Source organism: Pseudomonas sp. H26/SER47-MNA-CIBAN-0231 (assembly GCF_040310465.1).
GTDB lineage: Bacteria > Pseudomonadota > Gammaproteobacteria > Pseudomonadales > Pseudomonadaceae > Aquipseudomonas > Aquipseudomonas atacamensis.
On the sequence record NZ_JBEOPW010000018.1, the window covers coordinates 39,152 to 52,257 of the forward strand.

Sequence of the window (13,106 nt, forward strand, 5' to 3'; positions counted from 1 at the left end):
ATTTTTTTGCCCGAGAAGGAGCGCGAGGCGCCATGAGCGAGTTTTTCCAAGCCAATGCCGAGGTGTTGCAACGGCGCTGGCCGGCGCTGTTCGAGCGATTGATGGCTGAAGACAGCGCGTCCGTACAGGCCGAACTCGTGCAAGGGCTGGGCTCGACGCTGAGCGTTGACGGCATTCAGTTGACCAGTCGCCATGATCGTCTGCATGAGGCGCAGGTTCAGGCGGCAAGCCTGCCGGCAAAACCGCATCTGCATGTCTATGGCACCGGCCTGGGCGATTTGCCCGGCGTGCTTCTTGAACGTACGGGGCTGGAGCGTCTGTACGTGCATATCCTCAACGGCGCGCTGTTCGCGCTGGTACTGCAACTGCTCGATCAGCGCCAGTGGCTGCAGGATCCCCGGGTCGAACTGTTTTACGCGGGTGATCACCCGGACTTATTCACGCCGTTCTTTGCCTTGCCAGCCGAGATGCTGCTGGCCGATGACTTCAACGCGAAGATCCGCGACCGGCTGATCAATGAAGTGCACCTGACATTCAACAATCGCGATTTCGATCCGCAGTCGCCAGAAATCCAGCAACGCTTGCAGGAATGTCTGCCGGTGCTGCTTGGCGATGACGATGTCGCGCAGCTGTTCGGCAGTTGCGCTGGACGTGAAATCTACGTGATCGCCACCGGCCCGACGCTGGAGCAGCATTTCGAGCGGCTGGCGGCGATTCGTCAGCGTGCCGAGCGGCCGTTGTTCATCTGTGTTGATACCGCTTATCGACCGTTGCGCGAACACGGCATCGTGCCTGATCTGGTGGTGAGCATCGATCAGCGCATCGGCTTTCGGCATCTGCCCTTCGAGACGTCTGACAGCATTACGCTGGTGTACCTGCCGATGAGCGACCCGCAGGTATTGAAGGCATGGAAGGGCAAGCGCTATGGCGGCTATTCGGCCAGCCCGATCTATGCCGAGCTGAAAGAACAGTATCCACGCGGCGAGCTGCACGTCGGCGGCAGCGTGATCCATCCGGCGGTGGATCTCGCGGTGAAGATGGGCTCCGAGCGAATCACCCTGTTTGGCGCTGACTTCGCTTTCCCGATGAACAAGACCCACGCCGGTTGGGACGACGGCGATCTGGGCCCGCCGCTGGCCCAAGCGCGGCACTGGGTGCGCGATGGCCACGGTCAGCGCGTCAGCACTCAGCTGAATTTTCGTGGCTATCTGTGTGTGCTGGAGCGTTATATCGCCGCGCATCCGCAGGTCGAGTTTCTCAACAGCAGCCGCGCCGGTGCATTGATTGCCGGGACCGCTTTCAATTCGGAGTTCGTGCAATGATTGCGCTGAGTCAGTGTCAGGATCAGTGTCGTCAGTGTGCGGCGTTGTTTCGCCTTGGGCGTGACGTTGAGGCGGCACTGACGATGGTCGATGTATTCGAACAGGCCCAGCAATGTCTGGCGTCTGCCTCAGTGGATATCCAGCAGGCGTGGGCACAGGTGCTCACGCAAATGCTCGACTGTCAGGAGCGCCAGGACTGGTTGGGGCTGGCTGACTATATGGAATACGAACTGGTCGAATTGCTGGAAACTGCCAGGCGCTGAGCCGCTGCGCAGCGCTGGCCCGCGGCTTTGCGTTACAGGCGGTTTTATGACGTCATTTTTTCGCGCTGGATGTGCTGCTAAGTCTTTGTTTTCTCGGGGGTGGCGTGGTGATGGCAAAATTTTTTCAAAAAGCCCTCAAGCAACCTGCAATCCCGACGATAACTATTACGAAGGTTCTCTAGGCCATACCCGGCGGTTGCCAGGGCCGGAAGCCGCAGTACCCAACCAACGAGGAATTCGTCATGGCTTTAACAGTAAACACCAACACCACATCGTTGAACGTTCAGAAAAACCTGAACCGCGCTTCCGACGCTCTGTCCACTTCGATGCAGCGCCTGTCTTCCGGCTTGAAAATCAACAGCGCCAAAGACGACGCCGCTGGCCTGCAGATCTCCAACCGTATGTCTTCGCAGATCCGCGGTAACACTCAGGCCATCCAGAACGCCAACGACGGTATCTCCGTTGCCCAGACCGCTGAAGGCGCTCTGCAAGCTACTACCGACATCCTGCAGCGTATGCGTGAACTGGCTGTTAAAGCCCGTAACGGTACCAACGGCACTGCTGACCAGACCGCTACCAACGCTGAATTCGCTCAGATGTCCGACGAGATCACCCGTATCTCGGCTTCGACCAACCTGAACGGCAAAAACCTGCTGGACGGTTCGGCTGGCACTGTGACCCTGCAAGTGGGCGCAAACACCGGTTCGGCTAACCACATCGACCTGGTACTGAGCTCCAAGTTCGACGCCGTCAGCCTGTCGGTTGGCAGCGGCACTGTTGTACTGACTGGCGCCAGCCCTTCTGACGCTGCCGTCGCCATCGACAGCGCGATCACTGCAATCGACGCAGCTATCGCTAACATCGGTGCAACCCGCGCGAGCCTGGGTGCTTCGCAAAACCGTCTGACCAGCACCATCCAGAACCTGCAGAACATCACTGAAAACACCACCGCTGCTCAGGGTCGTGTACAGGACACCGACTTCGCCGCTGAAACTGCTAACCTGACCAAGCAGCAGACTCTGCAGCAAGCTTCGACCTCCGTACTGGCTCAAGCCAACCAACTGCCTTCCGCTGTACTGAAGCTGCTTCAGTAATTTCGGAATGAGTTTAAGCGGGGGAGTGCGCTTGTCGTGCTCTCTCGCTTTTTTACGTTAAGAGGTGATGGGCATGGACATGAGCGTAAAGCTTAACGTGTCTTATCCGGCTCCCAAGCCAGTGACACCGGTTGCTGACAAACCGTCAGAGCTGCCTAAAGTCCAAAAGACTGAAGCGCCGGTCGCTGCCAAGGATCAGGATGCGGACGGCGCCAAGTTGAAACTGGCGGTGCAAGAGATAGAAAAGTTCGTCCAGTCGATCAAGCGCAATCTGGAGTTCTCGATCGACGAGCATTCCGGCAAGGTCATCGTCAAGGTGATCGCGAGCGAGACGGGTGAAGTCGTTCGACAGATTCCTTCCGCCGAAGCCCTCAAACTGGCCGACAGCCTCGCCAATGCAAGTCATGTATTGTTCGACGCCAAAGTCTGATAAATGGCATGAATAGTGTTTGTTCGTTCTCAGGACGCGTGTAACGGTCAAAAGAATGGCAACAATCTGAAGGGAGATGCACATGGCAAGTCCAATTCTACCGGGTTCCGGACTGGGTTCCGGCCTGGACATCGGCGCGATCGTGACCGCGCTGGTCAACGCCGACAAGTCTGCCAAGCAGACGCAGATCGATACTGCGACCAAAACCAACAGCCTGAAGATCTCCGGTGTCGGTTCGCTGAAAAGTGCACTGGCTGCGTATCAGAAAGCCATGGGCGATCTGAACAAAGCTTCGAGTCCGGCGTTTGCCGGTTTTACCGCAACGTCTGACACCCCATCGGTTGTTGGTGCTACCTCGGATAAAACCGCCGTACCGGGTACTTACAGCGTCGTCGTGAAAAACCTGGCCACCGGCTCGAAAGTTGCCAGTGCCGCCTTTGCCGGCGGGGCCGCCAGTGCCATTCCGAGTGGTACTCTGAAAATCAGTCAGAATGGCATTGATTACAATGTCGCGATTCCGGCCAATGCTACCTTGCAGTCCACGCGCGATGCGATCAACACCGCGCAGTCCAGCAATGGCATTTCCGCGAACATCGTGACTGACAGTACCGGCGCCTCGCGTCTGGTACTGAGCTCCAACAAGACGGGCGCCGGCATGGACCTGCAGGTCAGCGGTATCGCTGGTCTGGAGATCGATGGCACCCAGGAAATGGGCAGCAGCCCGGCGGCCGGTGCGTCCGGAGCCGTCGGTAAGCTGGCGATGGATGCCAGTCTGACCATCGACGGCCTGGCCGTTACCAGCAAGACCAATACCGTGACCGGTGCAATCAGCGGCATGACCCTGAATCTGGTCACCGCAAGTCCTGTCGTCGATGGCGTGGCAACGCCGTCTACCGTGTCGGTCGCCACCAATACCGCCGGCATCCAGACATCGCTGCAATCGTTCATCGATTCCTATAACACCCTGAAGAAAACCATCGACACCTTGTCCAAGGCAACGCCGGATGCCGACGGCAATCTGACCGTTTCGGCGGCGTTCACCGGTGACGCTCTGCCGCGTTCGTTGATGGCGGATGTGCGCGCTCAGTTGACAGATCCAGGGGCGGGCGGAGCGGGGCAATTGTCCGTGCTCTCGCAGATGGGCGTATTGACCGATAGCAAAACCGGTTTGCTGACGCTCGACACTGCAGTGTTCAACAAGCGTATGGAAACTCCCGGCATGGCTGGCCAGGTTCAGCAGCTCTTCAGCGGCACCGATTCCAAGAATGGTCTGTTGGCGCGTATGACTGCGGCGGTTGATCCGTACGTCAAGACTGGTGGGCTGCTCGATCAGCGCAGTTCCAACCTGACTAATCTGACATCGAGCCTGCAAAAGCAGCAGGCGGCGCTGGATCTGCGGGTTGCCAACCTGACTACGACGTTGACCGCCAAGTACAACGCCATGGACTTGCTGGTAGGCCAAATGAAGGCAACGGCGAGCAACATCACGTCGTTCTTCAGCTCGCTGAACGCTCAGCAGTCGGCGAAGTAACAGTCAGTAACGACAAAAACCCGGCTACGCTTTATCGGCGTGCGCCGGGTTTTTGTCTTTTGATCTAAAGTTTTCGGACCGGTTGGCGATACACTGGTTATACGAGTCAACGTGGCAATGAGGTAGAACATGAACCCGATGTTAGCCCTTCGGCAGTACCAGAAAGTCGGCGCCCATGCGCAGACGTCCGAAGCGAGCCCGCACCGCCTGGTGCAAATGTTGATGGAAGGTGGCTTGGCCCGTATTGCTCAGGCCAAGGGCGCCATCGAGCGCAAGGACATTCCCGCCAAATGCACGGCGATCAGCAAGGCCATCGGCATTGTCAGTGGCCTGCGTGAAGGCCTCGATCTTGAGAACAACGCCGAGGCGCTGGCCGATCTGGATGGCCTGTACATCTACATGATGAAGCGCCTTGCCGAGGCGAACATCAGCAGCGACCCACGTGTACTCGACGAAGTCGCCGGCCTGCTGACAACGGTCAAAGAAGGTTGGGACGCCATCGCGCCCGTGCCGGCTCCGCAGTTCTGAAGGAGGTCACCATGAGTCTTGTATTGCAGCGAATAGCCGATACCCGTGAAGCGTTGGTCGGAGCATTGGCCGAACGAAACTGGGAAGCCATTGGTGAGTTGGATCTGGCTTGCCGTTCCTGCATGGAAGACGTCATGGCGGAAGCTTCGCTGGACGAAGTAGCACTGCGCGACAACCTTGAGGAGCTGCTATTCGTCTACAAAGAGCTTCTCGAGGTAGCAATGGGCGAGCGGCAGGCGATAGCCAACGAGATGTCGCAGATCACCCAAGCGCAAAAGGCTGCAAAGGTTTACCATCTGTTTGGTTGATTAACCGTCAGTTAAACCAGAGATGTGCGCCATAAATTTGACTGTGCACGGTTTTTTGACTTAACTAGTGGCTATTATCAGGTTTAGGGCGTCTACAGGCACATGGTGTCCTGCAAGCGTCTCGCTTGCCTTATTTTTCGGGCATTGAGTTGACTAGGGAAGTTGCTATTGCATGTGGCGTGAAACCAAAATTCTGCTGATCGATGACGATAGCGTCCGCCGCCGCGACCTGGCGGTGATTCTGAATTTTCTTGGCGAAGAAAATTTACCCTGCGGCAGCCATGACTGGCAGCAGGCAGTCGGCTCTTTGTCGTCTAGTCGTGAAGTCATTTGCGTACTGATCGGGACGGTTAATGCTCCTGGCGCGCTTTTGGGCTTGCTAAAGACACTCGCAACCTGGGATGAGTTCCTTCCGGTTTTGTTAATGGGCGATAATTCTTCCGTTGACCTGCCTGAAGACCAGCGTCGACGCGTCCTGTCGACCCTGGAAATGCCGCCCAGCTACAGCAAATTGCTCGATTCGCTGCACCGCGCCCAGGTCTATCGCGAGATGTACGATCAGGCCCGCGAACGCGGCCGTCATCGCGAACCCAATCTATTCCGCAGCCTCGTCGGCACCAGCCGTGCGATTCAGCACGTGCGGCAGATGATGCAGCAAGTGGCCGACACCGACGCCAGCGTGCTGATCCTCGGCGAGTCCGGCACCGGCAAGGAAGTGGTCGCGCGCAACCTGCACTATCACTCCAAACGCCGCGACGCGCCATTCGTGCCGGTCAACTGCGGGGCGATCCCTGCAGAGCTGCTCGAAAGCGAACTGTTCGGCCACGAGAAGGGCGCTTTCACTGGCGCGATCACCAGCCGTGCCGGGCGCTTTGAGCTGGCCAACGGCGGCACGCTGTTCCTCGACGAAATCGGCGATATGCCGCTGCCGATGCAGGTCAAGCTGCTGCGCGTATTGCAAGAGCGCACCTTCGAACGCGTGGGCAGCAACAAGACCCAGAGCGTCGACGTGCGCATCATTGCCGCAACGCACAAAAATCTCGAAAGCATGATCGAGATCGGCTCGTTCCGCGAAGACCTCTACTATCGCCTGAACGTGTTCCCGATCGAGATGGCGCCACTGCGTGAGCGCGTCGAAGACATTCCGCTGCTGATGAACGAACTGATCTCGCGCATGGAGCACGAGAAGCGCGGTTCGATCCGTTTCAACTCGGCGGCGATCATGTCGCTGTGCCGTCACGGCTGGCCGGGCAACGTCCGCGAGCTGGCCAACCTGGTCGAGCGCATGGCGATCATGCACCCGTACGGGGTGATCGGCGTGGTCGAGTTGCCGAAAAAATTCCGCTACGTCGACGACGAAGACGAGCAGATGGTCGACAGCCTGCGCAGCGATCTGGAAGAGCGCGTGGCGATCAACGGCCATACGCCGGATTTCAGCGCCAGTGCACTGCTGCCGCCGGAAGGCCTCGATCTCAAGGACTACCTCGGTGGTCTGGAGCAGGGCCTGATTCAGCAAGCGCTGGACGATGCCAATGGCATCGTGGCACGGGCCGCTGAACGTCTGCGCATCCGTCGCACCACCCTGGTCGAAAAGATGCGCAAGTACGGCATGAGCCGGGCTGGAGGAGACGAACAGGCGGATGATTGACGCCTGTTTTTCAAGCGCTTCATTTATAAGCAGTTTTTTTTAGGCACGGGTATTGCTATAGCCCTCGCAACGTTCCGTTTCACTGACGGTCAGCCAAGCGAGAGAGCCCAATGCCCCAAGCCGCCCAGATCTCTTCTGCCTCCAATATCGTGGGGCAACCCTCGTCCGTAGAGCAGGCAAGTCGTCAGGGGCTTGAGCAGGCCTTCCAGCTGTTCAACCAGATGTCGAGCCAGCTGACCGATTCCTACAGCCTGCTCGAAGCGCGCGTCACCGAACTCAAAGGGGAGCTGGCCGTGGTCAGCGCTCAGCGCATGCAGGAGCTGGCGGAAAAAGAACGCCTGGCCAATCGCCTGCAAAACCTTCTCGACCTGTTGCCCGGCGGCGTCATCGTCATCGACGGCCACGGTCTGGTGCGCGAAGCCAATCCTGCCGCCATCGATCTGCTCGGCTCGCCACTCGAGGGCGAACTCTGGCGCCATGTGATCGCACGCTGCTTCGCCCCGCGTGAAGACGACGGTCACGAAATCTCCTTGAAAAACGGTCGACGTCTGTCGATTTCCACCCGCTCGCTGGATGCCGAGCCGGGGCAGTTGGTGCTGCTCAACGACTTGACCGAAACCCGGCATCTTCAGGATCAACTGGCACGGCATGAGCGCTTGTCGTCGCTGGGGCGCATGGTTGCCTCGCTGGCCCACCAGATTCGCACACCGCTGTCCGCCGCTTTGCTCTACGCCAGTCATTTGACTGAACAGCAATTGCCGGTGGAAACCCAGCAACGCTTTGCCGGCCGCCTGAAAGAGCGTCTGCACGAACTCGAACATCAAGTGCGCGACATGCTGGTGTTCGCTCGCGGTGAATTGCCGCTGACCGACCGCATTACGCCCAATGCCTTGATGCAATCGCTGCAGGCAGCGGCGCTGACCCATGTGCAGGATCTGCCGATCCGCTGGCAGTGCGACAGCCATGCCGGTGAGCTGCTGTGCAACCGCGATACGCTGGTCGGCGCGCTGCTGAATCTGATTGAAAACGCCATTCAGGCCAGTGCCGGCGAAGCGCGCCTGAAAGTGCATTGCTACACCAGAGGCAACACCCTGCGTCTGTGTGTCAGCGACAGCGGCAGCGGCATTGAGCCGACAGTTTTGGCGCGCCTCGGCGAGCCTTTTTTTACTACCAAAGTCACCGGCACCGGCCTCGGCCTGACCGTGGTCAAAGCGGTGGCCCGTGCGCATCAGGGAGAATTGACCCTGCGTTCGCGAGTCGGGCGCGGCACTTGCGCGCAGGTCAGTCTGCCGCTGTTTTCCGCTGCACAAGGAGTTGAATAAACGTCATGGGCATGAAGGTGTTGCTGGTCGAGGATGACCGTTCGTTGCGCGAAGCGCTGGCCGATACGCTGCTGCTCGCCGGCCACGACTATCACGCCGTCGGCAGCGCCGAAGAAGCGTTGACGGCCGTCGCGCAGCAAGCCTTCAGCCTGGTGGTCAGCGACGTCAATATGCCAGGCATGGATGGCCACCAATTGCTCGCGTTGCTGCGCGCGCGCCAGCCGCAATTGCCGGTGCTGCTGATGACCGCCCACGGCGCCGTCGAGCGTGCGGTCGATGCGATGCGTCAAGGCGCGGCTGATTATCTGGTCAAGCCGTTCGAACCCAAAGCGCTGCTCGATCTGGTGGCGCGCCATGCGCTGGGCAGCATTGACGCTGGCGAGGCGGATGGCCCCGTCGCGGTAGAGCCGGCCAGTGCGCAACTGCTGGAACTGGCGGCACGGGTCGCGCGCAGTGACTCGACTGTGCTGATCTCCGGCGAGTCCGGTACCGGTAAAGAGGTGCTGGCACGCTACATTCACCAGCAATCGCGGCGGGCGAGCCAGCCATTCATTGCGATTAACTGCGCGGCGATCCCCGACAACATGCTCGAAGCGACATTGTTCGGTCATGAGAAGGGTTCGTTCACCGGCGCCATCGCTTCGCAGGCCGGCAAGTTCGAGCAGGCGGACGGCGGCACCATTCTGCTCGATGAAATTTCCGAAATGCCCCTCGGCCTGCAAGCCAAGCTATTGCGCGTTCTGCAAGAGCGTGAAGTGGAGCGAGTGGGCGCGCGCAAGCCGATCAGTCTGGATATTCGCGTGGTCGCCACGACCAACCGCGATCTGGCGGGCGAAGTGGCGGCGGGGCGTTTTCGCGAAGACCTGTTTTACCGCTTGTCGGTTTTCCCTCTGGCCTGGCGTCCACTTCGCGAACGCACTGCCGATATCCTGCCGCTGGCGGAAAAGTTGCTGGCCAAACACGTCAATAAAATGAAGCACGCAGCAGCGAAGCTGTCCCCCGAAGCTCAAGCATGTCTGACCGCGTACCCGTGGCCGGGCAATGTGCGTGAACTGGACAACGCCATTCAGCGCGCGCTGATCCTGCAGCAGGGCGGCTTGATTCAGCCGCAGGATTTTTGCCTGAGCGGTGCGGTGACATTTGCGCCGCTTCCGATCGCGGCACCGGTGATTCGCGAGGTGGAAATCGAGGCGGACTCCTCCGGCGCCCTGGGCGATGACCTTCGCCGCCGGGAGTTTCAGATGATCATCGACACCCTGCGCGCCGAGCGTGGCCGCCGTAAGGAGGCCGCCGAAAAACTCGGCATCAGCCCGCGCACCCTGCGCTACAAACTGGCGCAAATGCGCGATGCCGGGATGGATGTCGAAGGCTATCTGTTCGCCACCTGACCAATGCTGCAAAACATTCCAGATGCTTTTCTCAGAAGGGTGCCCACTAGCTGGCACCCTTGTTGCTAATACCTGTGTACCCGCCGAGTGAGTGTCAAAAAATTGCGGGCCGCCCAAGAGAGTAGACCATGAGCCAAGGTATTGAATTTAATCGGTTGATGATGGACATGCAGGCCATGAAAGTGGATGCCATGTCTGCGCGTAAATCGACTGCCGCTGTCCCTGAAATCGCGGGCAGCAGCTTTTCCGACATGCTCGGTCAGGCGATCAATAAAGTCAGCGATACCCAGCAGGCGTCGACTCAACTGGCCAACGCGTTCGAGATCGGCAAGAGCGGTGTCGACCTGACTGACGTCATGATTGCGTCGCAAAAAGCCAGCGTGTCGTTCCAGGCTCTGACCCAGGTGCGCAACAAGCTGGTCCAGGCTTACCAAGACATCATGCAGATGCCGGTTTAAGGGCGAAATAAGTCATGGCAGAAGCAGTCGCTGATAACGTTCCGGCCAAGGCCACCCCGATCGACGGCAAACCGCCGCTGTTCGGCCTGTCCTTTCTGGAAAACCTTTCCCAGATGACCGTGCTGCGTCAGGTCGGCCTGTTGGTCGGTCTGGCTGCGAGCGTGGCGATTGGCTTTGCCGTGGTGCTGTGGTCGCAGCAGCCGGATTACCGTCCACTGTACGGCAGCCTTGCCGGCATGGACGCCAAGCAGGTCATGGAAACCCTGGCCGCCGCTGACATCCCTTACAACGTAGAACCCAATTCCGGCGCCTTGCTGGTCAAGGCCGACGACCTGTCCCGTGCGCGGATGAAACTCGCTGCCGCTGGTGTCACTCCCAGCGACGGCAACATCGGTTTCGAAATCCTCGACAAGGAACAGGGGCTGGGCACCAGCCAGTTCATGGAAGCGACCCGTTATCGTCGCGGCCTCGAAGGCGAACTGGCGCGGACCATCTCCAGCCTGAACAACGTCAAGGGTGCCCGCGTGCACCTGGCCATTCCGAAGAGTTCGGTGTTCGTCCGTGACGAGCGCAAGCCGAGCGCTTCGGTACTGGTCGAGCTGTACAGCGGGCGTTCGCTGGAGCCGGGTCAGGTGGTGGCGATCATCAACCTGGTGGCGACTTCCGTGCCCGAGTTGAGCAAATCGCAGATCACCGTCGTCGATCAGAAGGGCAACCTGCTCTCCGATCAGGCGGAGAACTCGGAAATGACCATGGCCGGCAAGCAGTTCGATTACAGCCGCCGCATGGAAAGCATGCTCACCCAGCGCGTGCACAACATTCTGCAACCGGTACTGGGCAACGATCGCTACAAGGCTGAAGTCTCCGCCGACGTCGATTTCAGTGCCGTCGAATCGACCGCCGAGCAGTTCAACCCGGACCAACCGGCGTTGCGCAGCGAGCAGTCGGTCAACGAACAACGCACCGCCAGCAATGGCCCGCAAGGTGTGCCGGGTGCCCTGAGCAACCAGCCACCGGCGCCTGCCTCGGCGCCGCAGACCACCGGTGGCACCGCCGCACCGGCCGGGATGATCCAGCCGGGTCAGCCACTGGTTGACGCCAACGGTCAGCAGATCATGGACCCGGCCACGGGCCAGCCGATGCTCGCACCGTACCCGGCGGACAAGCGTCAACAATCGACCAAGAACTTCGAGCTCGACCGTTCGATCAGCCACACCAAGCAGCAGCAGGGCCGTCTCAATCGCCTGTCGGTGTCGGTGGTGGTCGACGATCAGGTCAAGGTCAACCCGGCCAACGGCGAAACCAGCCGTGCGCCGTGGAGCGCCGACGAATTGGCGCGCTTCACCCGTCTGGTGCAGGACGCCGTCGGTTTCGACGCCAGCCGTGGCGACAGCGTCAGCGTGATCAACATGCCGTTCTCCGCCGAACGCGGCGAAGTGATTGCCGATATTCCGTTCTACTCCCAGCCATGGTTCTGGGACATCGTCAAACAAGTGCTGGGTGTGCTGTTCATCCTCGTACTGGTGTTTGGTGTGCTGCGTCCGGTGCTCAACAACATCACCGGCGGTGGCAAAGGCAAGGAGCTGGCCGGTCTGGGCAGCGACGTGGAACTCGGTGGCATGGGCGGCCTGGACGGCGAACTGGCCAACGACCGCGTGAGCCTCGGTGGTCCGCAGAGCATTCTGTTGCCGAGCCCGAGCGAGGGTTATGACGCGCAGCTGAATGCAATCAAGAGTCTGGTAGCTGAAGACCCGGGTCGCGTGGCTCAGGTCGTGAAAGAGTGGATTAACGCAGATGAGTGATAACCGAGCCGCCACCGTCAAACTGACCAAGGTCGACAAAGCCGCGATTCTGCTGCTGTCCCTGGGTTCGACCGATGCTGCGCAAGTGCTGCGCCACATGGGGCCCAAAGAGGTTCAGCGCGTCGGCGTGGCCATGGCGCAGATGGGCAACGTCCATCGCGAACAGGTCGAGCAGGTGATGAGCGAGTTCGTCGACATCGTCGGCGATCAGACCAGCCTCGGCGTCGGATCCGACGACTACGTACGCAAGATGCTCACCCAGGCCCTGGGCGAAGACAAGGCCAACGGCCTGATCGACCGCATCCTGCTCGGTGGCAACACCAGCGGCCTCGACAGCCTGAAATGGATGGAGCCGCGCGCCGTCGCCGACGTCATCCGTTATGAACACCCGCAGATCCAGGCAATCGTGGTCGCGTACCTCGACCCGGATCAGGCCGGTGAAGTGCTCGGCAACTTCGACCATAAAGTGCGTCTGGACATCATCCTGCGCGTTTCGTCGTTGAACACCGTGCAACCGGCCGCCTTGAAAGAACTCAACCAGATTCTCGAGAAACAGTTCTCCGGCAACTCGAACGCCTCGCGCACCACCCTGGGTGGCATCAAGCGTGCGGCCGACATCATGAACTTCCTCGACAGCTCGATCGAAGGCCAGCTCATGGACTCGATCCGCGAAGTCGACGAAGACCTGTCCGGTCAGATCGAAGACCTCATGTTCGTGTTCAACAACCTTGCCGACGTCGACGACCGTGGCATCCAGGCGCTGTTGCGCGAAGTCTCTTCGGACGTGCTGGTACTGGCCCTCAAGGGTTCGGACGAAGGCGTCAAGGAAAAGATCTTCAAGAACATGTCCAAGCGTGCCGCCGAACTGTTGCGCGACGACCTCGAGGCGAAAGGCCCGGTGCGCGTCAGCGACGTCGAAACCGCGCAGAAGGAAATCCTCACCATTGCCCGTCGTATGGCCGAAGCCGGCGAGATCGTGCTCGGTGGCAAGGGCGGCGAGGAAATGATCTAA

13 protein-coding genes are annotated in these 13,106 nt (G+C 59.7%); all 13 read left to right on the forward strand.

Annotated features, from left to right (window positions below; genetic code table 11):
* Positions 1-32: 32 nt before the first annotated feature.
* Positions 33-1,322, forward strand: coding sequence for a motility associated factor glycosyltransferase family protein (locus AAEZ10_RS22320; RefSeq protein WP_350571045.1), 1,290 nt, complete (start codon positions 33-35; stop codon positions 1,320-1,322).
* A complete protein-coding gene (locus AAEZ10_RS22325; RefSeq protein WP_273527187.1) occupies positions 1,319-1,585 on the forward strand; it encodes a DUF8042 domain-containing protein in 267 nt (88 codons plus the stop codon). Before AAEZ10_RS22320 ends, AAEZ10_RS22325 begins: the two co-directional genes overlap by 4 nt.
* 242 nt (positions 1,586-1,827) lie before the next feature.
* Positions 1,828-2,679, forward strand: coding sequence for a flagellin domain-containing protein (locus tag AAEZ10_RS22330; protein ID WP_073472782.1), 852 nt, complete (start codon positions 1,828-1,830; stop codon positions 2,677-2,679).
* Between the two features lie 73 nt (positions 2,680-2,752).
* Entirely contained in the window at positions 2,753-3,109 is a 357-nt protein-coding gene (locus AAEZ10_RS22335; protein ID WP_039761159.1) for a flagellar protein FlaG, read from the forward strand.
* Positions 3,110-3,191: 82 nt separating this feature from the next.
* Positions 3,192-4,640 (forward strand): flagellar filament capping protein FliD, encoded by a 1,449-nt coding sequence (gene fliD / locus AAEZ10_RS22340; protein ID WP_122704717.1) that lies wholly within the window; start codon positions 3,192-3,194, stop codon positions 4,638-4,640.
* A 129-nt stretch (positions 4,641-4,769) separates the two neighbouring features.
* Complete coding sequence (gene fliS / locus AAEZ10_RS22345; protein ID WP_024012101.1) at positions 4,770-5,168, forward strand: flagellar export chaperone FliS; 399 nt, start codon at positions 4,770-4,772, stop codon at positions 5,166-5,168.
* A gap of 11 nt (positions 5,169-5,179) precedes the next feature.
* A complete protein-coding gene (gene fliT, locus AAEZ10_RS22350) occupies positions 5,180-5,476 on the forward strand; it encodes a flagellar protein FliT (RefSeq protein WP_016771085.1) in 297 nt (98 codons plus the stop codon).
* Positions 5,477-5,648: 172 nt separating this feature from the next.
* Entirely contained in the window at positions 5,649-7,124 is a 1,476-nt protein-coding gene (locus tag AAEZ10_RS22355; protein WP_016771084.1) for a sigma-54 dependent transcriptional regulator, read from the forward strand.
* Positions 7,125-7,234: 110 nt separating this feature from the next.
* Positions 7,235-8,446, forward strand: coding sequence for a sensor histidine kinase (locus AAEZ10_RS22360; protein WP_024012102.1), 1,212 nt, complete (start codon positions 7,235-7,237; stop codon positions 8,444-8,446).
* A 5-nt stretch (positions 8,447-8,451) separates the two neighbouring features.
* Positions 8,452-9,834 carry a sigma-54-dependent transcriptional regulator gene (locus tag AAEZ10_RS22365; protein WP_350571050.1) on the forward strand — a complete coding sequence of 461 codons (1,383 nt, stop codon included), beginning with the start codon at positions 8,452-8,454 and terminating at the stop codon, positions 9,832-9,834.
* A 128-nt stretch (positions 9,835-9,962) separates the two neighbouring features.
* Positions 9,963-10,292, forward strand: coding sequence for a flagellar hook-basal body complex protein FliE (gene fliE / locus AAEZ10_RS22370; protein ID WP_016771081.1), 330 nt, complete (start codon positions 9,963-9,965; stop codon positions 10,290-10,292).
* A 14-nt stretch (positions 10,293-10,306) separates the two neighbouring features.
* Entirely contained in the window at positions 10,307-12,094 is a 1,788-nt protein-coding gene (gene fliF, locus AAEZ10_RS22375; protein ID WP_016771080.1) for a flagellar basal-body MS-ring/collar protein FliF, read from the forward strand.
* Positions 12,087-13,106 (forward strand): flagellar motor switch protein FliG, encoded by a 1,020-nt coding sequence (fliG, locus tag AAEZ10_RS22380; RefSeq protein ID WP_016771079.1) that lies wholly within the window; start codon positions 12,087-12,089, stop codon positions 13,104-13,106. The genes fliF and fliG overlap by 8 nt, the downstream gene beginning before the upstream one ends.

Coding starts and splice junctions, on each gene's coding strand:
- AAEZ10_RS22320 (WP_350571045.1), top strand. CDS start 33: ATGAGCGAGTTTTTCCAAGCCAATGCCGAGGTGTTGCAACGGCGCTGG.
- AAEZ10_RS22325 (WP_273527187.1), top strand. CDS start 1,319: ATGATTGCGCTGAGTCAGTGTCAGGATCAGTGTCGTCAGTGTGCGGCG.
- AAEZ10_RS22330 (WP_073472782.1), top strand. CDS start 1,828: ATGGCTTTAACAGTAAACACCAACACCACATCGTTGAACGTTCAGAAA.
- AAEZ10_RS22335 (WP_039761159.1), top strand. CDS start 2,753: ATGGACATGAGCGTAAAGCTTAACGTGTCTTATCCGGCTCCCAAGCCA.
- fliD (WP_122704717.1), top strand. CDS start 3,192: ATGGCAAGTCCAATTCTACCGGGTTCCGGACTGGGTTCCGGCCTGGAC.
- fliS (WP_024012101.1), top strand. CDS start 4,770: ATGAACCCGATGTTAGCCCTTCGGCAGTACCAGAAAGTCGGCGCCCAT.
- fliT (WP_016771085.1), top strand. CDS start 5,180: ATGAGTCTTGTATTGCAGCGAATAGCCGATACCCGTGAAGCGTTGGTC.
- AAEZ10_RS22355 (WP_016771084.1), top strand. CDS start 5,649: ATGTGGCGTGAAACCAAAATTCTGCTGATCGATGACGATAGCGTCCGC.
- AAEZ10_RS22360 (WP_024012102.1), top strand. CDS start 7,235: ATGCCCCAAGCCGCCCAGATCTCTTCTGCCTCCAATATCGTGGGGCAA.
- AAEZ10_RS22365 (WP_350571050.1), top strand. CDS start 8,452: ATGGGCATGAAGGTGTTGCTGGTCGAGGATGACCGTTCGTTGCGCGAA.
- fliE (WP_016771081.1), top strand. CDS start 9,963: ATGAGCCAAGGTATTGAATTTAATCGGTTGATGATGGACATGCAGGCC.
- fliF (WP_016771080.1), top strand. CDS start 10,307: ATGGCAGAAGCAGTCGCTGATAACGTTCCGGCCAAGGCCACCCCGATC.
- fliG (WP_016771079.1), top strand. CDS start 12,087: ATGAGTGATAACCGAGCCGCCACCGTCAAACTGACCAAGGTCGACAAA.